The 25,983-nt window shown below is 49.1% G+C and carries 25 protein-coding genes; 7 read left to right on the top strand and 18 right to left on the bottom strand.

All coding sequences use genetic code 11. From position 1 onward, the window contains the following. Window positions 1-45 precede the first annotated feature (45 nt). Together QNM19_RS02765 and QNM19_RS02760 are read right to left on the bottom strand one after the other, a co-directional pair. Window positions 46-675 (bottom strand): LysE family translocator, encoded by a 630-nt coding sequence (locus QNM19_RS02765; RefSeq protein WP_049863117.1) that lies wholly within the window; start codon window positions 673-675, stop codon window positions 46-48. Between the two features lie 217 nt (window positions 676-892). After that, window positions 893-1,975, bottom strand: a complete 1,083-nt coding sequence (locus tag QNM19_RS02760) for an alpha/beta hydrolase (RefSeq protein ID WP_284026290.1) — start codon at window positions 1,973-1,975, stop codon at window positions 893-895. 84 nt (window positions 1,976-2,059) lie between these two features. Between QNM19_RS02760 and QNM19_RS02755 the strand changes: the two genes are divergently transcribed. After that, entirely contained in the window at window positions 2,060-3,007 is a 948-nt protein-coding gene (locus QNM19_RS02755) for a LysR family transcriptional regulator (RefSeq protein ID WP_082225313.1), read from the top strand. 86 nt (window positions 3,008-3,093) lie between these two features. Further along, window positions 3,094-4,059: a hypothetical protein gene (locus QNM19_RS02750; protein WP_049863112.1), complete on the top strand. Its 966-nt coding sequence runs from the start codon at window positions 3,094-3,096 to the stop codon at window positions 4,057-4,059. Between the two features lie 53 nt (window positions 4,060-4,112). Here the strand turns inward: QNM19_RS02750 and QNM19_RS02745 are convergent, their stop codons facing one another. From QNM19_RS02745 to QNM19_RS02730, 4 genes are all read right to left on the bottom strand, one after another. Next, entirely contained in the window at window positions 4,113-4,865 is a 753-nt protein-coding gene (locus tag QNM19_RS02745; protein WP_049863111.1) for a hypothetical protein, read from the bottom strand. 99 nt (window positions 4,866-4,964) lie between these two features. Continuing rightward, window positions 4,965-6,554 carry a PepSY-associated TM helix domain-containing protein gene (locus tag QNM19_RS02740; protein ID WP_049863110.1) on the bottom strand — a complete coding sequence of 530 codons (1,590 nt, stop codon included), beginning with the start codon at window positions 6,552-6,554 and terminating at the stop codon, window positions 4,965-4,967. Between the two features lie 8 nt (window positions 6,555-6,562). Beyond that, a complete protein-coding gene (locus QNM19_RS02735; RefSeq protein WP_010384346.1) occupies window positions 6,563-6,817 on the bottom strand; it encodes a hypothetical protein in 255 nt (84 codons plus the stop codon). Further along, complete coding sequence (locus QNM19_RS02730) at window positions 6,807-7,127, bottom strand: hypothetical protein (protein WP_284026289.1); 321 nt, start codon at window positions 7,125-7,127, stop codon at window positions 6,807-6,809. Before QNM19_RS02730 ends, QNM19_RS02735 begins: the two co-directional genes overlap by 11 nt. Before the next feature lie 314 nt (window positions 7,128-7,441). Here QNM19_RS02730 and QNM19_RS02725 point away from each other — a divergent pair, with 314 nt between their 5' ends. Continuing rightward, window positions 7,442-7,885 (top strand): GNAT family N-acetyltransferase, encoded by a 444-nt coding sequence (locus QNM19_RS02725; protein ID WP_284026288.1) that lies wholly within the window; start codon window positions 7,442-7,444, stop codon window positions 7,883-7,885. Here the strand turns inward: QNM19_RS02725 and QNM19_RS02720 are convergent. From QNM19_RS02720 to QNM19_RS02680, 9 genes are all read right to left on the bottom strand, one after another. Next, window positions 7,875-8,684 (bottom strand): substrate-binding periplasmic protein, encoded by an 810-nt coding sequence (locus QNM19_RS02720; protein ID WP_058798649.1) that lies wholly within the window; start codon window positions 8,682-8,684, stop codon window positions 7,875-7,877. The genes QNM19_RS02725 and QNM19_RS02720 overlap by 11 nt on opposite strands. Before the next feature lie 83 nt (window positions 8,685-8,767). Beyond that, window positions 8,768-11,815, bottom strand: a complete 3,048-nt coding sequence (locus tag QNM19_RS02715) for an amino acid adenylation domain-containing protein (RefSeq protein WP_284026287.1) — start codon at window positions 11,813-11,815, stop codon at window positions 8,768-8,770. After that, on the bottom strand, window positions 11,812-12,531 hold the full coding sequence (locus QNM19_RS02710; RefSeq protein ID WP_049865840.1) for a DUF1796 family putative cysteine peptidase: 720 nt from the start codon (window positions 12,529-12,531) through the stop codon (window positions 11,812-11,814). Before QNM19_RS02710 ends, QNM19_RS02715 begins: the two co-directional genes overlap by 4 nt. Next, a complete protein-coding gene (locus QNM19_RS02705; RefSeq protein WP_049865839.1) occupies window positions 12,528-13,631 on the bottom strand; it encodes a glycosyltransferase family 2 protein in 1,104 nt (367 codons plus the stop codon). The genes QNM19_RS02710 and QNM19_RS02705 overlap by 4 nt, the downstream gene beginning before the upstream one ends. Before the next feature lie 10 nt (window positions 13,632-13,641). After that, on the bottom strand, window positions 13,642-15,264 hold the full coding sequence (locus QNM19_RS02700; RefSeq protein WP_049865838.1) for an ATP-binding cassette domain-containing protein: 1,623 nt from the start codon (window positions 15,262-15,264) through the stop codon (window positions 13,642-13,644). Then, window positions 15,261-15,944, bottom strand: coding sequence for a glycosyltransferase (locus QNM19_RS02695; RefSeq protein WP_049865837.1), 684 nt, complete (start codon window positions 15,942-15,944; stop codon window positions 15,261-15,263). Before QNM19_RS02695 ends, QNM19_RS02700 begins: the two co-directional genes overlap by 4 nt. 8 nt (window positions 15,945-15,952) lie before the next feature. Continuing rightward, on the bottom strand, window positions 15,953-17,125 hold the full coding sequence (locus QNM19_RS02690) for a radical SAM protein (RefSeq protein ID WP_049865836.1): 1,173 nt from the start codon (window positions 17,123-17,125) through the stop codon (window positions 15,953-15,955). Between the two features lie 17 nt (window positions 17,126-17,142). Beyond that, window positions 17,143-18,243 carry a glycosyltransferase gene (locus QNM19_RS02685; protein WP_049865835.1) on the bottom strand — a complete coding sequence of 367 codons (1,101 nt, stop codon included), beginning with the start codon at window positions 18,241-18,243 and terminating at the stop codon, window positions 17,143-17,145. 1 nt (window position 18,244) lies between these two features. Beyond that, on the bottom strand, window positions 18,245-18,853 hold the full coding sequence (locus QNM19_RS02680) for a hypothetical protein (RefSeq protein ID WP_284026286.1): 609 nt from the start codon (window positions 18,851-18,853) through the stop codon (window positions 18,245-18,247). Window positions 18,854-19,130: 277 nt separating this feature from the next. Here QNM19_RS02680 and QNM19_RS02675 point away from each other — a divergent pair, with 277 nt between their 5' ends. Next, window positions 19,131-19,481 carry a hypothetical protein gene (locus QNM19_RS02675; protein ID WP_049865834.1) on the top strand — a complete coding sequence of 117 codons (351 nt, stop codon included), beginning with the start codon at window positions 19,131-19,133 and terminating at the stop codon, window positions 19,479-19,481. Window positions 19,482-19,890: 409 nt separating this feature from the next. After that, window positions 19,891-20,085 carry a hypothetical protein gene (locus QNM19_RS02670; RefSeq protein ID WP_082225551.1) on the top strand — a complete coding sequence of 65 codons (195 nt, stop codon included), beginning with the start codon at window positions 19,891-19,893 and terminating at the stop codon, window positions 20,083-20,085. A 103-nt stretch (window positions 20,086-20,188) separates the two neighbouring features. On the opposite strand, the gene QNM19_RS02665 is transcribed toward QNM19_RS02670, so the two are convergent. After that, on the bottom strand, window positions 20,189-21,001 hold the full coding sequence (locus QNM19_RS02665) for a pyridoxamine 5'-phosphate oxidase family protein (protein ID WP_284026285.1): 813 nt from the start codon (window positions 20,999-21,001) through the stop codon (window positions 20,189-20,191). A 191-nt stretch (window positions 21,002-21,192) separates the two neighbouring features. Here QNM19_RS02665 and QNM19_RS02660 point away from each other — a divergent pair, with 191 nt between their 5' ends. Continuing rightward, entirely contained in the window at window positions 21,193-21,885 is a 693-nt protein-coding gene (locus tag QNM19_RS02660) for a pirin family protein (protein ID WP_284026284.1), read from the top strand. A 111-nt stretch (window positions 21,886-21,996) separates the two neighbouring features. Beyond that, window positions 21,997-24,243 carry a hypothetical protein gene (locus QNM19_RS02655; protein WP_049864410.1) on the top strand — a complete coding sequence of 749 codons (2,247 nt, stop codon included), beginning with the start codon at window positions 21,997-21,999 and terminating at the stop codon, window positions 24,241-24,243. A gap of 46 nt (window positions 24,244-24,289) precedes the next feature. Here QNM19_RS02655 and QNM19_RS02650 read toward each other — a convergent pair whose 3' ends face one another. Both QNM19_RS02650 and QNM19_RS02645 read right to left on the bottom strand, forming a co-directional pair. Next, window positions 24,290-24,937: a glutathione S-transferase family protein gene (locus QNM19_RS02650; protein ID WP_049864409.1), complete on the bottom strand. Its 648-nt coding sequence runs from the start codon at window positions 24,935-24,937 to the stop codon at window positions 24,290-24,292. Between the two features lie 88 nt (window positions 24,938-25,025). Further along, window positions 25,026-25,910: a LysR family transcriptional regulator gene (locus QNM19_RS02645; RefSeq protein ID WP_197094283.1), complete on the bottom strand. Its 885-nt coding sequence runs from the start codon at window positions 25,908-25,910 to the stop codon at window positions 25,026-25,028. Window positions 25,911-25,983: the final 73 nt, after the last annotated feature.

Genomic DNA, 25,983 nt, shown 5'->3' with positions numbered 1-25,983 from the left:
TGTGATGATACACGCAAGTGTAAATGCCCTTTACACTAGATTCGGTCAAAGCGTGGTCATCGGTCCCGATAACTGTACCACTATTTCCTTTAAGACCGGTAATACAGAGATCACCAAGAGTCCCGCCATCGCCAGATTAAAGCGCTTACGACTGGCGGTACTGTTCAGCCAATTTTTTAGTAGTGAGCCAAACAACAGCCAGACACCAACACACGGAAAGGACACTAACAAAAAAGTGGTGGCAATCAACATAGTCTGAGTATCAACGCCACTACCCACAGTGGTAAAGGCAGCAATCGCGCCGGTCGCCACCACCCAGGCTTTACCATTGATCCATTGAAACAAGGCGCCTTTTAGGAACGAAAGTGGTTCACCCTGACTATCCGTATCCTGGGTCTCGGCTGAACGCGCGATCAACCAGGCCAGATACAGCAAATACAGCACGCCCGCACATTTAATGATCATATGTAGCGCGGGAAACCACTCAAATAAGCGAGAAAAACCAAGCCCAACTAACAGCAGCATAAAGGCAAAGCCAATGCATATACCGCTGAGTAAAGGCAGACTTTTTTTTACGCCAAAGTTCACGCCAGAGGTCATGACCATGATGTTATTAGGGCCTGGTGTAACAGAAGACGAAATCGCAAAGAGGATAATTGCATAGAGGTATTCCATACTGGGCGTTTCCTTTTTTGTTATCTAATCTTCTTTTACAGATCTCTGTGCAAATAGACAAGTAGCAGTGTGGCCCCAAGCTTGAGTATGCTCATTTACCTAGCGTATATTCAATGTTGTGATAAATAGGCAATATAGCTTTTGTAATTCGGTCACGCTTAAATGTGCTCGCGAGAAAAACTCGCCCAGAGTTCTGAACGAGCCTTCCCTCGCTTGTTTACAGCTCAGTATGCTTACTAAATACAGTCGCAAAATGTGGCAACACTCGCTCGCTGATGCGCTCACCAAAACGGCTACTGTGGTCGCCTTCAAACACTTCTACCTGTACCTTGCTATTACTGGCCCGGCTCAGCTCACCAAGGCGCATACTGCCGTCTGAGATCCAACGGTACTCATCTTTATTACCCACCTCTACATGTACAGTTTGCAACTTACTCAGGACATGTGGGTTTGTGTATAGTCTGAGCAACTCACCAAACCCGCCTTGCCAGGCGTCTTTGCTGCTCTCAAGCTCAGTATAATGGGGGCCAAACGCATCACTTTGTGTGCCTGCAAACGCACTGCCATAGGCAAGCACCAATGCCAGATTAGAGTGATCGACCCCTTGTTGCCAGAGTTTTAACCCCTGATAATCGGCAAATGCACTTGCCATAAATGCCGCGGGGTCGGCTGCTTTTGCCAGTTGCTGACGAAACAGCTTATAACCTGCCACCGCTTTCTCATCAGCCAGATAGGAGTCTTGCATGCCCTGCTCTGAAAACAGACCCGGGCTCATGGCATAAACATGGTTGAAGTGTTGCGGATATTTGGCGGCAAAGCGCAATGCGCCTGTTCCGCCCATAGAAAAACCAGCAATGGCAGTGTCTCCGGGTTGCTTGCTGATCCGGTAATTTGCATTCACAAAAGGCAAGGCTTCTTTCATCACAAAGTCTTCAAAATTACCGTGCGCTTTTGAATTGACGTAGAAACTGCCGCGCAAGGGGGTATCCCCATCTAGCATGACGACAATAAAGTCCATTCTGTTTCCGTCTTGCACGAATGTATCAAAGCGCTTAGCCAGACTCTGAGCAAATCGATCTGGCCAGTTATAAGCGCCCAGAAAATACAATACCGGATAACTTTGTGTGCTGGTGTCATAGTCTTTGGGCAGATAAACACTGATGGTGCGGTTGGGGTCAGTGCCAATATAACTGCCCTCAATGGCCTGCGAATAGTAAGCGTGTTGTACCAACTTTGCCTGAACAGCTGCACTTACAAGGGCTACACATGTCAGCAATGCGGTTAATAGTCTCTGCATCATCATTATTCCTTTTTATTATTTGCATCTAAGCTACCCAAAGCATATTGTTTAATCCAATATATAAATCACCTTTATTTATATCTAATGAATATAGATTGGCTCGACCTTAGAAAACTCCGCTATCTGGTTACCGTTGCCCAGGAGCTCAGCTTCAGCAAGGCAGCTCGGCGATTGAATATGGCCCAGCCCCCGTTAAGTCAGCAGATCAAAAAAATTGAACAACAACTTGGGTTTACCGTTTTTGAACGCTCAACACGTCAGGTCTCATTGACACGCAGAGGAGAGCGACTGATCCAGCATGCTGATAAAGTACTGGAAAGCCATTATGCGTTAATGCGTTATCTGGGAGCTGAGCAGTCAAGTGAGCTACTCCCTTTGCGCTTAGGTGCCATCGGTCTGGCAATCGATGTGTTAATTGCGCCCCGTATTGCGCCTTTTCACCAACAGCATCCGGATTATCTGATTGACCTGGAAGAAGGCACCACCCAGCAACTTATCTCACAATGTCACGCCCAGTTGCTGGATGCCGCAATTATCAGACTGCACCAACATACCCTGTCTGATGAGCACTTGTATCTTCTGAAAAAAGAGCCCTACGTACTGGCAGTGCCGCGAGCATGGCAACTCACCGCAGCAGAACTGTGCTTGTCAGCACTGGCCAAAAAACCCTATATTAGCTATCCACGGGATTTGCATCCTGAGCTATATGATGAAATTAACCAGGCATTTGCCATCGCACATGTGCGTCCCAAACTGGTCCAGCAAGTCAAAACCAAATCAGCCACACTGGCGCTGGTTGCTAATCAGGTTGGTTTTGCAATCGTACCGGCCTCATTGTCTGAGCCAGACAACAAGCACATTGATTTCATACCGATAAAACAAGCTTTGCCCAGCGTAGATTACTACCTCTATTGTCGTGATTTAGAGCGGCATCCTGGGCTCAGAGCACTGCTACGTCTGCTGAAAGAAGAGCTAAACGACATGACTCCTCCTGTGCGTGAACCTGAAAAAGATGATCTAGATTTAATTTAGTTAAAAATTAATATTTATTCCTTTGACATTGGATAACAAAAGTAGATAGCTTGTTACCGAAAATTAAAACACAAAGGAAATGAAAAATGATCACAAAAGTTAAAGCATTGACACTTGCAGCGGTTTTAAGCACTGGTTTTGTGCCAGGTATGGCATCTGCCGCTATCAACAACAATATTGGCGAGTGTGATTTCTACAGCTTATTTGAGCAATACAATCGGGACGATTATGTGACCCGGGTTAGCGCATCTGTTTCTTACAAAGGCTATCAGGATTGTGCGCTGGATAGAAACAACTATGTAAAATCTGTGCTGGCAAAAACCTCTGCGCGCAGAAATGCACTTGAGGCAGACATCCGCCAAAAGATTTATCAGAGCGTCGACGCTAACCTGAATGGCAGCTTTGACCTTGACTATGTTAACACCAACCTAAATGGTCCTATGGTATTTGAGCTGCGTGAATCAGGCGGTCGCATCTTAGCAAAAGTGGGTGGTGTCGGTATCAGTTCTACCGCAAAAATAACCTTAAAAAACACCCCGTCGTTTATTTTCAAAGCCTATGGCAGGATCAACTCCCCTGAAATCTGGGCAACCGCAGACTACAATGCCTTCAGTGGTGAAGTGAGCAACATCAGAGTGAATCCGGTCAACCTGAACATTGACTTTGAAACGCGCTTTTTGGGGATCAGCATCCCTGGCCTGTCAAACCTGATAGACAACTTTGTTGAATCCAAGCTATCGAGCATGGCATATGCCGCCATTAACAGTGATAAGTTAACCGGTTCTCGCACTATTTTCTCTCTGGATAAAGCGATCCCAAGCGGTGAATTTTTCTATGGTGGTGAAGATTTGGGAGTGAAGGCAAAAGATGCGATTCGTCACATCATCAGTGGTCAGTCCGTCCGTATTTCTGTCTCGGGTAATTCACTGGGCTACACCACGCATTCAGCTTCTTTAAACGTTAAGCTCTCTGACACGCTGGAGATACAGTTAGATAGTCAACGCAGAAAGAACCCGCTGGGCCCTGACAACTGCCCGGTCACTTGCCACTAAAAAATTTAAAAAGTAATCTGAGGCACCGCTGTCAGTGCCTCATATTTCTATACTCAACGCGTGCTTACTTGATCTCCCACTTTAGGTAAGGCGCGTTTATCAAGCAGCTTAAAGTCACGCAAATCGATCAGGGCACTGAAAACCTGCTCCTGTCGGCGATACACTATCAGTAAATTGCCCTGTTTGTTTACAGCCTGTGTTATCAGATCGCTGTAACCACTGATGATTTCGGTGTAGCCGGAGCCATCAAGACGACTCAAAGCAAAAATGAATTCATCATTGTAATCCAGCTGCTGATCCGCATTGCTGTCTTCATTGATAAGCTCGTAGAAAATCGCCTGATTTTGCTCACTCAGCCGAGTGCCTTCTTGCTCCAGGGTATCAAAGCGATAGATAAGCTGATCCACTGAGTCGAACAGCCAGCGAGATTCATTGGTACTGGCGTTGACCAAAATGGCGTTTTTCATACGCGACTCTCGATAACTGCTAAACATTTGGTGCGGCCCGCTATTGCGCTTAAACCCCTCTATCGCAGAGAGATCTGACGCGTCGACTGTCAGCTTTTCAGATTCCAGTGGGATTAAAAAGTAATCGTAATCTCCCAGCTGTACCGGATAACCCAGATCCCAGTTCTCTTCCTGGTCTTTATCCTCAGCCAGGTTCAACGTTACGTTTGGCTCACTGCGCTCCCTGAGTAAGTCTTTGCTGACTTCATAAACAAAGAGTGCGCCCAAAAACAATGCTGTGAGCAAAATGATCAGGCCGTTAATCCGCCAAATCCAGGAAAAGAAAGTCTGTGATTTCATAGTGACACAGGGTCCTTTGTATTGTGATAATTTCCCTACTATGCCTTTATTTCGGGCACAAAAAAAGGCGCTAATAACAGCGCCTTCTCAGCATGGATGTTATGCCCGAGATGTTATGGGTTCAGCGCCAATTGGCTGTGTCTTCACTTCCTGCGCATACACGCGTTTCGTTGCGGCCATACAAATGGCAGCCAACAGCAGCAGCATAGTATCCACCAGCAAAACGTCCCGCAGTGCAGCACCATCGAGCAGGCTGGACGTACTGTAGAACAAGGTCCAGTCGCTGATAGCCGTAATTGCAAACAGTGCAGCAGACGCGCTCAGCAACGCCTTACAGAACAGCTTTTGGTTGCTCATCAGTTGCGATACCACAATACTGATAACCCAGATAAGGTAGAAGCTCCGTTCAATCAACTCTGTCCGCCCCAGGTACTCAACCGGCAACGCTCGTGCCAGTGCGAACCCTGCCGCAGTAGCCGCCACAACACCAATAAAGCTCCCAGAGGTCAAACGCCTTACAAAGTTAAGGCTACGCTGGCTTTGGTTACGTTGTTTAGCGCGTTTAGCAATCCACATCAGATTACCTGTGATGATCACATAGGCAGTCGCCAGACCAAACAAGAAAAACGCCAGGCGCATGCCATAACCCGCAAAATCACCAAAATGCAGACTGGCAATGGTCGACAAGCCGCCACGCACGGCATTGTCATAGTTGTCCATGGTCAGATAAATTTGCTCCTGACTGCTCATCAGATAGCGCACTTCACGCCACAAGGAAAAGTCTTCGTTACTGGTCGCAGCGAACACCAAAATTGCATTCTCATCACCAAAGTGCTCAATGCTGATCCTTTGTATAGTGACATCGCCCATAGTAGACATTGCTCGACGATACATGTCATCGACGCCTGTCATGGCCATACGCTTATCGACTTCTTCCAGGTGAGGCTGATCGAACCCGGCCGCATCCAGCAAGGCTTCCTGATTGCCCTGATACAAAATCACCGCGTAGGAGATCTGGTAAATGATCACCAGATTAAATACCAGGCCAGTAAATGCATACATCAGGTGCATCGGCAGGCCCATAGTACCTATCAGGTTATGCGCATCAAGCCACTTATCTTTATTGCCGTCTTTTCGATACTGAAAGAACTTGCTGAACACTTTGCGCCAGTGGATCACTATGCCACTCAGGATCGCCACAAAAAAGAACAAGGTAACCAGACCAACAAAATACAGCCCTGCGCGTCCCAGCCCCAGATCGTAGTGCATTTTGTACAGGAAGTGAGCATAGTTATGCGTATCGCTGCTGGCTACGATTTCGCCTGTAATAGCGTCCAATAATAAGGCCTGATGAAGGTGGTCTTCACCGGTGATAGGATCTGGCTGAGCCAGCTCGCTCTCAAACCGGGCCTCAATAAACGGATTGTGCTGGTCAGGGGCATATATAAACATGCCACCATGCATATCCACCTGATAATTTTTCTCAATGGTGGCGATAGCTTTATCAAAAGCCGGATGCTCAGTGTTATGCGCAGCATCAATCAACAAAGGAGTGCGCTCCCAGCTGGTGATATTGTCCTTAAACAAAGTAATAGCACCGGCAAAAAACACCACAAACAAGACGGTAGAAATGATCAGACCGACCCAGGCATGCGCATTAGTCAGTGATTTAAGGGTTTGATTGTTCATTATCTGATTTACCTCAGCACCATCAGGGCAGTATTAAGTAAAACGGATGGCACCAGCGCCAACATCAAGGCCCTGAAAGACTTCCAGGCCGAAGGAAATGAGTAGGCCCATACCAGTGCCGCTGCCCAAATGGGAAACGCCAGAATAAGACCAATTAAGAGACGGGTTCCCTCTGAAAATGGCAACAGTAAATTCAGATTAAGCACCACAGAGATGGATAAGAACAGGCCTATGAACAAACCCGATAATGTTTTAGGCCACATAGCTTGCTCCCCCAAAAAGCAGGCTAAACAAACACACGCCTCCCGTAATCGACAAGGTGCGCCCTCTGGAATAACCCGAGCTAATCGTCACCGTAAACAAACTCAGCATAAACACCACCAGCGCCGCCAACATCGACGAAACCCAGGGGTAATCAAAGCTAAAAGTTACAATACCAAGTAAAAATAAAGACATAGCACCAAATCCAGCCAAAGGTCTGGGTAATGCACGCGTGATGATAATTTGTCGCTGACTGCCGAGATACAAACTCAGTGCAGCAAGCCAAAGCGGGATAATTGCAATAAAACTCATATTTATACTAATCGTTATCATTTGCAATTATGGTACGGTTTTAAAACCAGACATTCAACTACAAAGCACAAAATATAGTCGCTCTGGCGCGAAGGTCGCCCCTATTCGGTCATTATCTGTGTGTCCTGGTCATGGCTATTCCACTTCATTAAAGTTTTGTTTCTTTGAACAATTTCTGCTTGCAACCCCGGTGACTTTGGGATTAGATGAATTCAGGCCTGCCAGGGCAGAGTCCTCGCCAGCCTGTACATAAAGTATTACTGCATATCCACGCACTCTGACAAAATGTTCAGAAACAGAACAAGGAAAGGACAATGCATATTGAACTAAAACAGGCCTGCGATACCGACAAACCCTATTTATTAAACCTACGCCTGCAAACTATGGTGGAGCACCTGGAACGGGAGGGGGTTTTTCTCAGTGACGAGGCGCATTTGTGTCGGCTTGAGGAAGACTATGCCCATTCTCACTTGCTGATCATTGATCAGGTAACGGTCGGTACCCTCAAATTCCGACTGAGAGACAAGCAAGTGGAAGTGATGCAGTTACAAATTGATCCTCAATACCAAAAGCAGGGACTTGGCCGTAACACACTCAGGCACATGTTTGCGCAATATCCCGAACACCCTTTTCTCCTGACTGTGCTTAAACATAATCCGGCCCGTCATTTATATTTTTCGCTGGGCTTCAGAACCTATGATGAAGACGAATTTGAATACCATATGCGCCGACCAGCACAGAGCACACTTACTGCTTAGTTTGCACAGAGCCGGATAACAGGCGCTGAAAATGTAAATCAATCAGTCCGTCAATAGCTGCCTGATTGCGCACGATGGCCAGATTGAACTGCTGCAATTGTTGTTCACTAAACAAGCCAGGCCGGATCATATAATGTGCGGGGTTTTTATGTACGGTCAGACGGCTTGCTCTCACATGTGCTTTGTAGGGGTCTCGATTAATTAAATAAATACCCGTGAACAAATCTTCCACCGCATAGTCGACACGCTTTTTGACCAGCAAATCAAAACGCTCTGTGGCCAGGTTAATGTCCACCACACAATCCGGGCACTGCTGAACTATGCGTGAAAAAGCGTCGCCATAGACACTGCCGCGATTCACGGCCACGATAGATTTGGTTAAAAAGCTTAAGGTAGGCGCAAATGCACTTTGAGGACTCAAAGGGTTATCAACGTGGCGAAACAACTGCATCACCTCATCCCGATAAGGCAAGCTGAACTCCGAAAACCGGCGTCGTTCCTGGGTAAAGCTGGCTGCAAAAATCACATCGACTTTACCTTTTTTAAATTCTTCAAAGGTCCGGCTGGATGAGGGGAATGATACATAGCGCCAACATAAATTGGCACTTTTCAGGACCAACTCGAGGATCTCAATATCCAGCCCGTGATATTGCTCGCCTACCCGGTAAGAATAAGGTGGCCAGTTGTCGCTGGCACTGACCGTAACGGTTTGCCCACAGGTCTGTGCCGCTGCATTAAATGTACTAAAACATAGCAAGCTGACAAATATAAACGCTAAGTAGCCTCGACCTAATTGCACTTTTACCTACCTATTTAAACAGGTATCTAAGCTTATAACATATCAGGTACTTTTTCCGCCAGTTACCAAAGACAAATTATCTGTCACTCGCAGCAGTGCTCTTCAAAGCACCTTACTATCAACCCGGATAAGCTATCCAGCCAAAGCTCGCTAACAAGGTCGGCATCACTATTCAGCTCAACCATCAGGCCTACTTCTTGATCGCGAACAAAACGAACCTGTAACCAATGATAGCGCTGCTCGAACGCAAATACCTGCTCGTCTGTCAGCCAGTCCTGCCCACTCAGACCAAACCTTGGCTGAGCAAACAGCTGCTGCTCCGGCAATTCACTCAGATCTGCAAAAGCGATCGACACTCTGGGAGCCTGGGTTTGCACCAGCGTTTTAAATGCCTCATCTGTGCTAAACATACTTAGCCAGCCATAACTGTGCCCACCCACCGGATATCTGGCTAAATCCGCTTGCGTCAGTGCCAATTGTGAACCAGGTTCATCACCCGCATGCAGCAGCAACGGCGCACTGTGAGCAAACCAGCCCACAGCCTGCCCCACTTCCACCGATACCCCGCTGTCACCGCCTGTAAAAGGCTGTCTGCCATTGTTTTCCAGTGCAACAACAACGGCACTGTCACCGCTACATTGATGGTAACTGTGTGCCAGGGCAGCAAATAACACGGCTTGTAGTGATGTGCCCTGACGGGCTAAGCGCGGTAATAGCAAAGCTAGCTGCTGTGGAGTAGCTAGCTGTACCTGGCTATAAATAGGCTTATTATTGTGAAGCTTTGTGAGTTTACGCTCCGCTTCCTGACAAAATGCGCCACGCGTGCTGAGCGCTTCCCGCCAATAGCTGAGATCGGCATTAAAATGGCCCGCCATGACCGCATTGTGGCATTGCCGCTGCCAATGCAATAGCGTCCAGTCCCGCTGTCTGTCGAAATGTGTGGGGGCGTTCAGCAGGCTTTCGAGGTCGCTACTGAGTACTTGCAAGCTGATGTCATCCACCAACAAATGGCTGATCCCTACCGCGACTATATGCCCATAGCGACTTCGATAGCTGGCGATGGAAACCAACTGTTCAGTCAACGAAGACTCAGCCAAACAAGCTCTAAATGCCGCCCGGGCTTGCTGTTTAAAATCATCAAAACTCGATACTGTGAGCTCAGCACTGAGGTGTAAAGCCCCTTTACTCACGCGCTGTGTCATGTTTACTGGGTCAAAGCGCAGCCTTAAAGCCGGGTATTTCAGCAGTAATATACGCACAACCTGATGGATTTTTTCGCAGCTTAGCTGTTGTTGAGTAAACAACATAGTACATACCTGCCAGCGCTCAATCCCATCGATATGGATCATGGCCAGCTTATTAGGCAGAGCAAAGTTAAGCAACGCTGGCTCAAAACGCAATGATGTGCGAGCTGAAGAAGACGTCAACCGGGCCAGAGGTACATCGCTGAGCAACTGACTTAACGATACTGACCAGCCATGTTGTCTGGCACGGGTTTGTAACGTCAGTGCTTTCAGTGAGTCACCTCCCTGTGCCTTGTAACCTTTGCCCCTATCGAGTTCGGCCAAAGGTACATTCAGACTTCGCGCCACCAGCTCTGGCAACGTTGCCACCTGTTCGTGTTGCTGTAATCTAAGTTCAGCAACGCGCTTTAAAGCTGGCTTATCAATTTTACCAATCGCAGTGGTTGGCAGCTGCGTGTAATAAAAAAACTGTGCTGGCAACATGTAGGCAGGTAACGCCTCGCTTAGCATTTTGCGCAGCGCGGTCGTATCGGTATCATTGAGGTCGCCAGCGATAAAAGCGATCAGCTGAGTGCCAACACACAATACCGCCGAGCTGCGGATACCCGGGTACTGATCCAGCACGGCTTCAATGCCTTCTAACTCAATCCGGTGGCCAAGCAGGTTAACCTGATTGTCCAGCCGCCCAAGATAGGTGATCAGCCCCTGTTCATCCCGACACACCAAGTCGCCACTGCGATAGAAGCGCTGCGTCCTGCCAAGGCGCGCCATAGAAATAAACTGCTGGGCTGTTTTTTGCGGCTCTGCCAGATATTCCAGCGCCACCCCTTCACCACCGATCAGTAACTCACCTTGTCTGGCCGGTCTGCCCTGCTCGTCCACAATCAGCAAGATACTGCCCGCCGAAGGCCTGCCAATTGGCACCCGGCTGCGCTTTAAATCAGCCCGAGTTACCTGGTGTAAGCAGGAGGTCACTGTGGCTTCGGATGGGCCATATTCGTTATATAACGCAATGTGCTCAAACAAATTCAACCTGTCCCATTGACGTACTATGTTGTGACTGAATTCTTCACCGCCAAGGATCACCGTACTCAGGTGCATGCTCGACAGCCAGTCACGGGCTTTGGGATCTGCCAAAAAGTTCGCCATCAAGCTGGGGGGCACATCAAGATGGGTGATTGCCTGCGAGATGCAGACTTTTGCAAATTCGGCAGGATCAAGCACTGAACCTTGTGTGAAACACACACACGCTCCGGCCGAGAGAAACATCAATAATTGCTGCAAAAAGGCGTCTGTTGAGCTGGATAAAATACATAAGGCACGATTGCCCGGTGTCAGCTGGTATTGTTGCTGAGCAGCCTGGATCTGCTGAGCCAGGCTGTGCCGTGAAATCGCGATGCCCTTTGGCTGGCCTGTGCTGCCAGAGGTATACACATGGTAGGCAACGCGCGTAGCCTCATCCTGATTGTCTGTCGATACGTCACAAGTCGCCGATGCATCATCAGCCAAAACGCAATCCAGCTCGACTCGACAACTGGGCCCACCCAAACCTGGATCATCCTGGCTATAAAGTACAACGCGCGCCTGGCTGCATGCCAACATATGCTGCTTGCGTGTAACAGGAAAATGCACGTCCAGACAGACAAAAGTACCGCCAAGCAACAGTACGCTGATTATCCCCACGGCACTTAAGCGCGGATCATCGCCATACACAGCAACACAATCATTTGGCTGAATTCCCAAGTTGCGCAGTTGCTTAACACACCTCATCACTTGCCCGCGCAGTTCGCCATAGCTAAAGGTCCAGCTATCGCCCTGAAGTGCCACAGCCTGACCCGGCTGATCCAGGATATTGGCGACCATATCGGCCACGTTGACTGCGCTCATGCCGACTCCCTGTGGGGTGCCAGCCCGGTAAAGCCATTGACACCGACCAGCATGTTACTCCAATGTATGAGCTCCTGACCTTCCATCCAGGGCTCACCATTATCAAAAGTGTATTTGCGCATAAACGCCAGCCCTGGCCGGCTGTGCTCAACCAGCTCGTCATGAAAGGTGGCCACCAGCAGAGCGACCTGAGCATTTGGGCACACTTGCTCAAGCGTCGTTTTTAATTGCAGCGTGTTAGCCAGGATCTCGTCCGGCGTTTCAAACTGCCAGTCGGCATTTTCTTCCAATGCCACACTTAAAAAGAACAGCACACTGTCAAGCTCGGCCAGTTCAGAAAAGAAGCGATTGCAGATGCCATCAAATTTCTCACGAAATGCGGGATACTCACGCACCAGATCATGATTTTCAACCGCAAAGTCATGGGCAGAAAGGTATCCCGCTGAGCGATCGGCGTATTTTCGATACTCCGTGCACTCAGGTTCATAAGGCTCAAGGTTCTCCAGTAAGAGTACCTCTTTGCACCGCGTTTGCAGTGCCTTGTCGAGATCGGCCACAGAACGACCACCGATCCAGTCAAATGGTCCGCGTCGACAGCCCAGCTCCAGCTGACGAGTCAAATGACGGGGCCGGCAATCCATACCCAGACTGTGTACCCGGCTATACTGACCCGCAATAAAAGGGTTGCCGGTTTGGGCTACAAAGTGACTACTCATGCGCACGCTCCTTTACCTTGTAGTTTGTTCAGACAAACTCGTCCTATCACCCGCCACCAGGTTGGCACTTCCAGCAGCACGCGTGCAAATGGGATCAGACACAACTTCAGCTTATGGTAGGGGATGGTACGAAATTCATCGCTGGCTTTGCTGTACAGCCAAAAGGTTTCAACAAAACCCAGTGCCGTCCACGCCAAAACCAGGGCCACGCCGACAGTACTGCTGATAAGAAATGCCATCAGTAATATCAGCGGCATTAATAAAAAAATGCTCACTGAAATCATATCGATCCGATGGCGCAGTCCCAATACGGTTTTCTCTGCCATCTGGTTGCGATAAAACGCCGCTTTATGCAACGCGACCTCCACAAACCCCTGCGACCAGCGCCGACGTTGATGCAGTAAAGCACCGAAGGTTTGGGGCGGCTGTGTCAGTGCCTCGATCTGAGGTGCATAAAATACCGTATAGCCCAGCTCCAGACCCAGCAAACACGTCTCCCTGTCTTCACCGCTGCGCAGCCCGCTGTGCCGGGACAACAGGTCCTCTATGATTGGCCGTTTATACAAGCAGCCCGCACCCGGCATAATAGGCACACTGCCCTCATTTTTACTGAACTGATAACTCGCTCGCTCCAGCGCATATTCCAGCATCTGAAACTGCACCGCGGGCGTGTTACCGGCTGTAGGGCGCATACTGAAATAGCAACCCATTGCAGTGGCGTCCGCCGCTAACTTGTTGTGTATATCAGGCAGGTTATCCAGGCCCTGAAGCTCAGTGTCAAAGTCGGTAAAAATGATGTACTGATGAGACAAAGCTTGGATCACAGTGTAAAGCGCCCCAATCTTTTGGCCGTTTGGCGTCACCCGGCTGAGGCTAAGATGTGTTAGCTGCTCTGTATTCGCCGAGAAGGGTTGATCGGTAGAGCCATCATCAATCAGGATAATATCAAGTTCGGGATGACGAGCTGCCAGCCCATCAAAGTAAGCCAGTCGCTCGGCAAAGTGTGATTTATCACCCGCTTCATTGTAAAACGGCACCAATATTGCCGTCGTTTGCGTTGTCACCCTCGGTGCCAACCAGGTTAACTGATAATCTTTCATAGCAAGCTCCTTAGTGGGATTTAACCAGCGACAACGACTGTGCCGGATAGGGATGAAGCTGACCATCACGCATCAGGTAATGACAGTCACAACAATCAAAGTACGCCTCATCATGGGTGATCACGAACAAGGTTTTACCCATGGCCTTCAATGTCGGTAGCCACTGACGGTAAAACACCTGACGACTTTCGGGGTCGATGTTGGCAGCAAATTCGTCCAACACCAGAATAGGACGCTCTTCCATCAAGGCCTGCACTAGGGCCAGGCGCTTCATCTGGCCTGTCGACAAGCGGGTATTGGTAAAACAGCCGTCACGAAACTGCACTTTGTCGCTCAACGCCAGCTTGTCCAGCCATTGATTGATCAAGGCCTCATGCATCGGCTGACCATAACGATTGGCAAAAACCACACTATCCGCCGAGATGCCGGAAAACAATTGGCGATAAGCCAATAACTGAGCATCATCCAGCTGGGTATTATCAAGCCAGACTTGGCCGCTTCGCGGCGCATACAAGCCACTGAGTAAGCGCATAAAGGTGGTTTTCCCGGAGCCATTACCGCCAGATATAAACACGATATCTCCCTGATTAACTTCCAGATTAATCGGCCCCACGGTGAACCCTTGCTGGTACTCAAACATCAACTTGTGGAGCGTCAGCCGATGCGAAAACGACAGGTTAGATGGCGCAACACTCTGCTCCCCAGCTTCACTGGCCAGTTGTTTGATTTCAGCCAGCTTTTGTTGTGAAACCTGGAGCTGACTAAGCACCCGAAATAACTCCATACTGCTGTGGAACGGGCTCACCATAAACAAAGTGATGATCACAAAACTGATACTCTGCTGGGGCGATAAAGCAAACCACAGCGGCGCGACAAATACCGCCACCGCAGCCAATAGATAAAGTGCGGCCATCAGCATCAGCTGATTATGTGCAAAACGACATTCCGCCATGATTTTATTATGCTGGACCGCAGTCGCATCCCGGGTCAGATGCTCCTGATACAGCGAGTCATTACGCGCAGCATTTTGCTTCACTTCCCGGATCCCCATCAGCAGATCGTGCAAGTGCGTAAAGAAGCTGTCCTCAGCCTCTCGCGCACGTTCATATCCCTGATGAATGCGGGCAAAGCGTAAGCAATAGGCCGTCACTGCAACCGCTATCAGACCCAGTGCAAGTAGTGCCCCCATAGGGGCAATCACAAACATGTAAATCAGTGCCGCTATCACGGTGAATAGGTGTCCCACACTTAACGCGACGAACTGATTAAGCTGACTGAGTGTGTTGGCATCATAAGCAATCGCCGAGAGGATCCGCTCCTGACCAAACTGCTCAATCATCTGTAATCGTGCATGACGCACTGCATCCAGAATATCCAACCGCACGGTCTTAATGGTGGTTTCGGTCAGTCGGATCACGCTACGCTGAAAGGTCAGCTGCACCACCACAAAACCAATGAATGCCATTGAGAACCAGATAGCGCCCTGAGCCAGGCTGGCCGAATTACTGCTATCCAGTTGCAGTGCCATGGTGAAGGTATGTAGGATCAAAATGGTGGTGCAGGCGCTTAAGCTGCTCAATAAAACCAGTTTGAGTGACAGCACCTGCCACAAGGCTCTGCATTTTTCTATCATGCCTGTCCTCCCAGACTGCGGGCATACAAGCGCGGTGAAAGCTGCCATAACACGCCACCGAGCAACAACGAACCGTAATACCGCAGATAACCATGAGTGCGGAACTTTCGCTCGTTGTGAACAAAATGACTTTGACTAAGCCACACATAATGCCCACCCTCACATTGGCAACGCACACCCAGATCGGTGTCTTCGCCACGCAATAAACGTGTGTTGAAGCCACCAACGGTTTTAAACAAGTCGGCCGAAACAAAACAATTGCCGCCCATGCTCTGGTGACGCTGGTTAAAACGATTGATATCCGTCGCGACAAAACGACCGAGCCAGTGACCACTGTCGCTCTTCAGTGGCGCCGTACCATACACAGCCCTGTGACTGTCCTTGGCAAACTGAGCAATTTGCGCTGGTAGTTGCGCACTGCACACGGTATCAGCATCTAGAAACAGCAGCATGCTGCCACTTGCCTGTGCAGCGCCATAATTACGCGCTGCAGCGGCACTGCCTGCGGAAATAGTAAATACCTGCTCAGTATAGGCCCGCGCCACCTGCACGGTTGCATCCGAGCAGGTATCACAGACCACGATCAGCTCAGCATCCAGAGGCAACTGTTCAACCAATAACGGTAAAGTAACCGCTAACGTTTTTGCTTCATTATGAGCAGGCAAGATCACGGACAACATACGCACCCCTAGAGCAAAAAGTTATGCGCATCGGGACACGCATTGAGCACCTTTAGGCTTTGCTCACGCATCGTCTTAGCAGCACGCTGGTATGGCTCAGAAGCAATGAGCTCCTCAATTGGAGTATCGAGCACATTACCAAATACCAGATCAGGGAACTGCTTAGTCATCACCAGCTTGCCACCAATATCAACATCCAGTTTCACACCCATTTTGAGATAATGTGGCCGTGCTGGCATTTTGCCGCGATAGTACTGACGGATTTCATCCGCATCATAATCCGGCCCGAACAACACGGGGATCTGTGAAGGATAGGCACGCAATGTGTCTATGGTGTCTATGACGTGTTCAATGTAATCCGGGCGAAAATCCCCCATATCAAACCCGGTATAGGAGTTAGGCACAGTGTCGAAGTCTTCACAAAAGCGGTGGTATTCGCTGCGCGCCATCATGTCCACGACCCACAGGTGGTTGTAGATCATCCAGTCAACACCGGCCTGTTCGCATTCATTAAGTAACTCGGTCGCCCGGTCCAGGTTTTTGGCCATCATGGTATTCTCTACCCCGATCAGCCACTGCTTGCCCTCTTTTTTACCGTCAGCCAGTAACTTAATACCGGCCATGGTTTTGTTGTAGGTGCCTTTACCCCGGATCGAGTCATGGATGTCTTTCGGTCCGTCGATGGAAATCAAAAAGGCCAGCTGATCGTGATACTTACTCAATACCTCAAAGTGGCGCTTAATCATCAGGCCATTCGTACAGATATAAATAAAGCATCCGGCTTCAGCCAGGCGGCTGAGAAACTTAGGAAAATCAGGGTGTAAAGTGGGCTCTCCCCCGGTCAGTATGATGTCGCAGCGCTGACGCTCAACAAAATCAAACAAATGACCGCTCTGCTCATAAGGGATGGCCGTGGGATCCAGGCCATGGTGAAAGCCTGTTTCACGCCACTGAAAGCACTGTTCACAGCGCAAATTACAACTGCTGGTCATTTTAATGACCAGCTTACAGATGTTATCTGCTTCGATTTTTCCGCTCGCTGCATAGCGTCTGAGGGCGTTAGCCACTCGCTCGGTGCTGGCCTGATGATGGGCGGTAAACCCAGGGTTTCTGGCCATAAAATTCTGATGTGCCTGCGGTAATTCGCTGACCGCCAGTTGCGTGGCTTTCTTAGTCCACATAATCGACTCCTACAATATTATTTGCTACTTGCGAGTAAATGATGACAAATCTGGTTTGATGCATTGGCATTGACTAAAGTGGCAGCCTTCATAATGGTCTGGCTGCGCAGTGATGCCGATGTCTGTATCTGACTGAGCAAGTCACTGAGCTGCTGATCATTGCACGCGTTTAGTGCCGCGCCCTGAGCGACAAACACCGCTCGATTGTGTTGCTCTTGCCCGGGTAAAGCGCCATGAATGATCAGGCAGGTATTGGCCAGGGCCGCTTCGGTCAGGGTCAGACCACCAGCTTTCGTAATTATGATGTCCGCCTGGGCGTAGTAAGGCTGCATATCCGACACAAACCCGGCCAGTTGCAACTGATGTTGGGCTATTTCTTGTTCAAAACGAGCCCGTAGTTGCTGTTGTAAAGTCTCGTTCTGGCCGCAAATGACCGTTACCGTACCAGATGGATTCTGAGCCAATAACAACGCCACTGTTGAAGCCGAAATGCCCAACCCCCAGCCACCGCCACAGAGTAAAATGTTCAGAACAGCCTCGCTTTTCTTCGCGGTATCTTTGCCTGTCACCGTTAAGTCCTGAGCTACCTCTGTCGGGATCCCCAGCGGCAATATGTCGGTCCCTCTGGCGCGATGCCAGTCCAGCACAGGATGACTGTACTGATGAGAAACAAACAATTGAGTTAACGGCGTCCGCCAGCCATTAGAGATTTGATAATCACCCAGCACACCACTGACTTCGACCTTATGCCCAGCCAGTCTGGCAAAATAACGCGCGAAAAATGCACCGTAATAACTACAGGCGACCACTTGGTTATGGCGACGCAGCACCGCCTTCGCTTCTTGCAGCTTGTCATTGCCTTTAAGCGCCAGCCACAGCGGTAACAGTCGGTAGAGAAACGGGTAAAACCAGCGGCTTGCATATAACTTACTGTGATGTTGCTTACCCGACATGCACCACTGGTAATACTGACCAAACAGTAAGTCGGACAGCCACTGTGGCAAAAGATCGGACACTGACATCAGCTCAACGGTTTTGCCTTGTTTACGAAAACCGCTCGCCAGAGCCTCTGCCAGTGCTCGTGACCCCGCGCCAGACTCCACATATAACAGGAGCATGCTACTGAACCCGTTCAAGTGGACGTGTGGTGTTAAGCCATAAAGCTCTTACTTCAGCCAACTCCAGCTTCATCACCACCATATCCTGTTGCGGACCATAGAAGCTTTCGAATCGACCCAAAGAGGTAAACTGTAAAGAATGATAGATATTGAGAATATTGGACTGCGTGGTGTCGGCAAACACCTCAATATACAGCTCCTCATAGTTGGTTTCTTCCAACAAGACCTTTAAGGTATCGAGCAGCATTGCCATTTTTACCAGAGGTGAGACATCCTGATCGGCCACAAACCAGCCACCCCAGACAATGCTTTTTGGGTCCCATAAGCGATAATGATAACCGGACATGCCAATCAGCTGTTCGCCTTGCTTAAAGCACCAGTAGTGACGACCATTGTCTATCCCCGCCGCCAGACAACGACGATGAAATTCAATCGTGCGTATGGTGTCTTCGTTCAGTCCATCTACCATTGCATGCTCAATAAATTCGAGTTGCTCATCACCAAATGACACCGCTGTCTTTTCGAGCTGCTGATGACGCATAAAGCGCTCGGTACGGCGCATTTTTTGTACCAAAAGTTCTGCTCTGCGATCTTTAAATTGCTGTTCCATATCCGGCCACCCATTTTGTTGCTTTGCTTTGATGGGCTGCAAGTTATTATAAGTATTGGATAAAATCGCTTATGGAAAAGTGATGAATGGTTACGAGAGCCCTATGAAGGCTGAGCAATGGTTATTCTAACTGATGATAAAACAGCCCATTTCAAAACTATTAACATAGTCTTTTTTGCTTAACAACAGGCTCTAAAACCCGCCTTATTTCTGAGCTGGAAAAGCACGTTTATCTGTGTCATCTTAACCGGAACTTGTGCAAACAAAGAGACCAATCATGCCGATAATCAAGCCACAATTTTGCTGGCTGATACCACTCTTTTTGTCTTTAATGGCATGTGTATCACCGCCACCCAAGATCGTTGAATGGCCAGGCGGCAAATTGTCGTTATCAGAAGAGGCGGCGACATTCAGCGGCAAAGTTGGACAGCGAACATTCCAGGCGACTATCTCTGCACTATGGCATGAAGGCGCAAACTGGTACGTTATTTATGCCTGCAGCGCTTATGAGCAAAACACGGACACAGAGCGTTTTTCTGTCAGCGAGATAACCTCTGAGTCAGCGCCCATCGGCACTCCTATCACGCTTGATTGTGGCTTAGGCGTTACTTTGACTGTACGACCGTGATTATGGGCCGTTATTATGAAGAGGGAAAGACGCCTGTAATGCCACGCAAAACGCCATCAACCGGTTCATCCAGATCAAGAGCCCGTGTCGAACCCGGGATGATGGATGAAGAGGGTCAGATTTGTGCTTTATCGTAAGACACCTGAAATGGCTATTCGAAATACCCAAACACCAGCCAGAATAAGAAAGCACTCCACATGGTCACAACAACTTTCCCCGTCATGTAGGCCTTGAGCAGGTATCAGATTGCGGGCGATTGGAGTGCCGAGCAATACGCAAACCAAAGAGCCGCCTTAAACAAAAATGTCCCGAAAAACATCCCAACAAGCCTTGCACTCATTAGATGGTTGAGTTAAATTGCCAATGCAAACAATTTGCATACACAGTTTTAACAAACAAGGAAGCAAACATGAAATTAAAGTTAAACAAAAAGAAAATGAAGACTTTGTCAGCTGACAACTCAAATCTGCCATTTAATATGACACCAAATGTTGCGGGTGCAAGAGTCAGAACCACTGGCTGTCCTATAAACAACAGTGAAATCGGCTTAACACATTGCCTGGAGTTCACATGCGGTGTTGATGGATGTCGAGGCACCATCTAAGGTGAGTTTATTATAAACTTTCAGCCATCCAAATAAGGATGGCTGATTGCGAAACCCTCTCTATCTATGATTTATTTTTTAGCTATTTTTCATAGCATTTCATTCAACGCTTAGGACACACCACCTTTTCAGCTTTCAGGTGATACATCTCAATGTCCGGGTGACTAAAAAACCCCACTTCCCAGGGGTTTTTAGAGATGAACAATTCTCTCACTTCATTGAACAAGGCGCTGTCACTTGCTATCTGGTGCACCTTTCCTGCGATAATGGAGTAATTCCACTCCACATAGTTTTCAAAGGTAAAGCTGGCACGATTGTCGATGGCAAAATAGCACTGATTATCGCGCTTCATCAGGCTGGACTTAAAGGTTTGTGGCAGGGTGATAAAAAAGACATCATCATAGGTGCTGGATAAAAACGCCATCACAGTGGTGTGCGGTTGTGATTGCGCCTTAGTGATCAACACCCCGACTTTATTATCGTGTTCCTCATCATCCATCACAGGGGTTGTCGTTAACGGCGTGCATGGCAAAGGGGCTTGCACACGCGGATCGTCAGGAAACTCATACCCCGGCGCACGGTATTCCAGTTCCACTGAAATCCCGTAATATACCTGATACTCAATTGGCGAAATGGTTACCTCTGTCTCGTTCAGTGCAGTTACCCGGCCTTTATAAGACAAACGATAAACACTCAGCTCAGCGTCATATTCACTAACACCGGTGCGATTATCCAGGTGTACCGTGACCAAATCTCCTACCTGCAATGCATAGCTTTCCCTGAGCTGAAGCAGGAGTTGATTGTCATCGTCAATTTGCGCAAAACAGATGAACACATCGATGCCGCCAAGGTGTGTTTGGTAAGCCGATGCAACGGCAATCACAGGCGATGGAATAAACTGATTTAAAAACGACATAACATTCCCTGAAACTGGATTAGCAATCTACTTTCGACTGTATAACTCTAGCATACAGGCGTAAAAGCGCGTGCTCTGCAAAGCCAGGTAACCATTCTTTTTTACAGAATGATAAATACGAAATTCGCACATTTTGTTCTCTATACAGAATCCGTAAAGTGGGGCTATCACAGTTTAGGAGCGTCATCATTATGCCATTACTTCGTCGGGGCTCAGAGCGGGGTCAGGTAAACCTGGGCTGGCTGCAAAGCCTGCATACTTTTTCATTTGGTCATTATTACGACCCAAAACATATGGGGTTTTCCATGTTACGCGTTATCAATGACGATACTGTGGCCCCGGGTATGGGGTTCGATACCCATGGCCACCGGGATATGGAGATCATTTCTTATGTTATGCAAGGAGCGCTGGAACACAAAGGCAGTAAGGGCAATCATCACGTTATTCCGGCCGGAGATATTCAGCTGATGAGCGCCGGTACCGGGATCACCCATTCCGAGTACAACTATTTTGCAACTGAGCCAACCCGCTTTTTACAGATCTGGATCCGACCTGGCAAAAAAGGGCTCAACCCCAGCTACGCACAGGCTACGATCCACCAAAAAGGGCCCCTTACGCCACTTGTGACCCCGGACGGGCAGAGCGATTCACTGGTCATTCATCAGGATGCCAGGCTCTATCGTTTGAAGTTATCTGCTGGTGAGACTGTAATCCTGAACGCACCAGGGCGCTGGGGCTACCTGCACCTCATTAAAGGCGCGGCTCAAACCTTGCAAACACACCTTAGTGCAGGTGATGCAGCGGGTCTCACAGAAGAAGAGTCTATTGAGCTAACTGCAACAGCCCCACTTGAGGCGCTGTGGTTTGAATTACCACCCGGTTGAGTTGCGCTCTTGAGCATGATCCCTTAGGGTAGGAAGCTTGCACCTAAAGCACCAACAAAACAATGTAAATACTCACTACCAGCATTGTTTCTTATCTTGAGGGAGTAAGGCATGCCAATACATGTGCAATACAATCAATCACAACGATTACAGCGCCTGAGTCATTCATTTAAAGACTACAGCGGGCCCGCTCGTTTGCTACACAACCAGTTCACCGACAGCACACCCTTTGATGTGCCGGGTGGGCATGCCATTGCAAGTGGTGCACTGACCGTGACGCTGCTGGATCACCCGGAGCACAGTCAAACACCGGCAAGTCAGACAACCTCTCAGACTACGTACTCAACAACCCAAACCAGCGCTGAGCCCCAAACCTTTTGGCTCAATTATGAACTGTCAGCGTCACTTAGCGGCACCACAATACAACCCAGTCAGCAAGCAAATAACATATCGGGCCAGGCCAGTGCGCATATGCAACTAACAGCTTGCCTCAGCGCCCGCCCCGGTAACATCATCGCGGACACACTCACAACGCAATTGACCACCCTGCCTTGCATTTATTCCCGCGAGGACGTCAAAGCGCTCAAGCCCGGCGAGTCTCTCGCGCTTGATACGCAGGGTACATTGACGGTCCAAACTTCCATAAAGTGGAGTGAGTTGCTGTGTCGAAACTTTCATCTGATCAGCCGCTGGCTTGCACAAGGAGAGCTACTGGATCTGTCGTTCAATGCCAGTCTGAACGCCGACCTTGAGGTCTCCATCGAGGGAGGTTATCAGGTGATATTTTTCCGGCCTGTCGACACACCTCATATACTGCGCCTTAGCTATGTCAAATCGACCTCAAACAGCACACAAGGCACAGTAAATACCAATATTACTGCAAAACTGCGTAACCGAGAGGCGTTTCAGGTCGCATACACGGCTATCTTAGAGGCTATCTTTCAGCGCTCTGAGGAGGAGATTGAGGCACTGACAGCCCATTTGCCTCCAAATGCCCTGCCAGATCAACTGCTCCCCGTTGCGACAGCGCTCTTAAAACGACTTGGGCTGGACAAACTCGAAGAACTAAAACCGCGTATCAAAGAAATTCAGCAGAGCCTGGAAACCTCGATCTGCACAGCCGCTCAATCAGGTGTTGAGCTAAGCTTCTACTACCATTACCATCGCGTGCAGATGCATCAGGCACTTTTGCACCTGACAGTGTGCGACGACGCACTCACACCGACATTGCATGAAGCCACAGTCGCCGGCACACTGATGAGTCAACTGGACACACACCTGAAACAGGTGAATGTTGAGCAGTTTTTCAATCAGCGAATAACACAGCAACATCACACCTGGGGTGTCCACTTCAATGTCTTTTCCTGGCAGATGATGAGCCGAGAAGATACTAAGTTTCAGGTTATCACCGAGGAAAATGTGCATGGTGAAATCAAGCTGTCCGGGCAAGGCCTGCGATGTTATCAGGACCAGACGGGCGAAGAGAAACGCCAGTTTTATATCGACTTTGAAGCGGCTATGCCGACCTTTAAAGCCCCGGCTCTGGTGTCAATGCAGGACTTTGACCTAACGCTGACCCTGGCACATAGCACACGTCAGGAAAACCTGGACGAACACGCTGCCTGCCAGCTGGCTGATGAGTTAGCTATCTGGGGACTCATTCCACCCGGCGAAGTCGATACCCTTGCCGGGCAACTCTATCGCAAGCTCAAAGGGCAGCAAGATATTCAGGCCACCCTGACACTCACCATCCCTCGTGATGTATTTCGTGACTTACTGCCCACACTGGCAGACGCGAACCCGACCCGGTTGTCGGAAGCACTGGCAGCGGCTATGCCTCGTCACCTCCAGATGCCTAGCTGCCGGGCCAACCCATTATTAAGAAAGGCTTTTTATTCACCGGCCTTTGCACACTACCTTAGTGCTGACGAGTCAAAGGCCGCTACTCTTATTGAACTTGCAACCACACGATTGAAACAACTCAAACAATATGACAGCGCACATAAAGAACGAGACTGGCGCAGTAAACCCGGTCCGACGCTTGGCCGAATGATGCAAATGCACCCGGATCTCAAGGCAGATCTGAACAATCTGATAACAGGTATGCACAAGCTGAATGGACACAACACGCTCAATGGCGACCCTGAAGTACTGCAAACCATTTATCATTTATTCGATAATATGGGATCACAACACTTTTATATGCGCTTTTTTGCGTACTATCTGCAGCTGAGCCTGACTGAATTGGGTTATCAGCACACTGCACTGCAGAGCACAGGGCTGATTGAATTTGGCGCAGCGACCGCAAGACAAGCCTGGTTGCTGTCAGGTGTTGCGCCAACGCGCCATTCTCTGTGACCGGCACATTGACGAAATCAGCTGTGTATCTTAACCAAGGCTATGATTATTTTGCAGGCAGTGCCCGGTATCCGGGTAACTGCTCAAAGCGCGCCAGCCAGTCAAGTACGCGCGGATAATCACGTAAGCTCGGCTCCAGTCTGGCAATCAGCGCAGTATAACTGTACAAGGCAATGTCAGCCAAAGTTGGGGTCACTCCGGCAAGCCAGGGGCTTTGCTCAAGCTGGGTGCTTAACAGTGAAAATAACCTTAGCGTCTGCTGCATCGCATGCGCCTCATTGCCGGGCTTCCCAAGCACCCGGATCCCGCGTAGTGCCACGGGGCCGGTACACAATTCACCGGCAGATAGGGCAAACCATCGCTGGATCTCAACCTGAGTCGCCAGATCGGTAGGATACCAGACTCTTGCAGGGTCGTATTGCTGGGCAAGATAAAACAAAATTGCATGAGAGTCGGTGATAACCGTGTCTCCATCAACCAAAACAGGTATCCTGGCAGCCGGATTGAGGTGCACAAACGACTCAGACAAGTGCTCACCGGATTTTATATCAACGGTCACAGTCTCTATGCTCAGATCCAGCATTGACGCAAGTGTGAGCACTTTATGGCTGTGCCCGGACAGTGGAAAATAGTAAAGCTGAAGATGACTCATAATAGCAACCAAATGCTCCTTATCGTGGTGTAGGTCAATCATTAAACACCAAATGCCTGACAGAATAAAATGAAGAATATTGCTGACTGACTCCGGGAGGTTGCTTCAATGACTGTTTTTCACTCGGCGTTTAAAGCGCCCGCTTACAATGCTCACTCATCAGATCAATAAAACATCGGATCTTGGCCGGGACATACCCCCCGGGTCGATAAACAGCATGGACAGGAAACCCCTCGAGCTGATAATCGGGTAACAAGGCCACCAACTTGCCACTGTTCAGCGCTTCTTTGAATGCCCACCTTGGTCCCAGATGCACCCCCTTGCCTGCCAGTACAAGCTGCCTGACAGCAGATACGCTGTTCACTGTAAACCCCCCTGACACTTTAACTTGGGTTGCTTTTGTGCCTTGCAGAACTTTCACCCGAGCGTTGCCCTGAGCACGGGAATAAAACACAAACTGACATCGCTCAAGCATCGAAGGGTCATTCATTTCGCCCACTTGGGTGAGGTAATCCGGACTGGCAACCAATACCCGCTCAGCAGTACCCAGCCCTCGACAGATCAACCCTGAATCGGGCAACACACCAATACGCACCGCCACATCGATGCCATTTTCGGTCAGGTCTTCGAAATGGCTCCCCAGCCGCAATTCGACCTTGAGGTTGTCGTAAGCCGCCTGCATCTGACTGAGTACAGGCACGACAAATTGATTACCAAAATCGACTGGTGCAGCAATGGTCAAAGTTCCGCCAGGCTGATCCTGCAAACCTCGCAGACGATTTTCTAACTCTATCTGCTGCTCCGAAATATGTTTTAGCCCCTGAAAATAAACCAATCCGGCTTCAGTCGGCTGGGATCGAACCGTAGAGCGGTTAATCAGTTTAACACCCAGGTGCTGCTCTAATGCCGCCACCTTGCGACTCACCGAAGAAGGGTCTGTGTTCAATTGCTCGGCAGCGCCTTTCAAACTGCCGGCTTCAATGACCTTGAGAAATGTCAGTTCATTTGCATTCATTACTTTTTGCATTTTTCGCAATTAATAAATGAAAATTTATGGGATACCTGAAATAAACGCAAGCGACTAAGCT

The sequence above is a fragment of the Pseudoalteromonas ardens genome (assembly GCF_030125445.1).
In the GTDB taxonomy this organism is placed as follows: Bacteria; Pseudomonadota; Gammaproteobacteria; order Enterobacterales; family Alteromonadaceae; genus Pseudoalteromonas; species Pseudoalteromonas ardens.
This window is presented reverse-complemented; position numbering and strand designations above follow the sequence as displayed.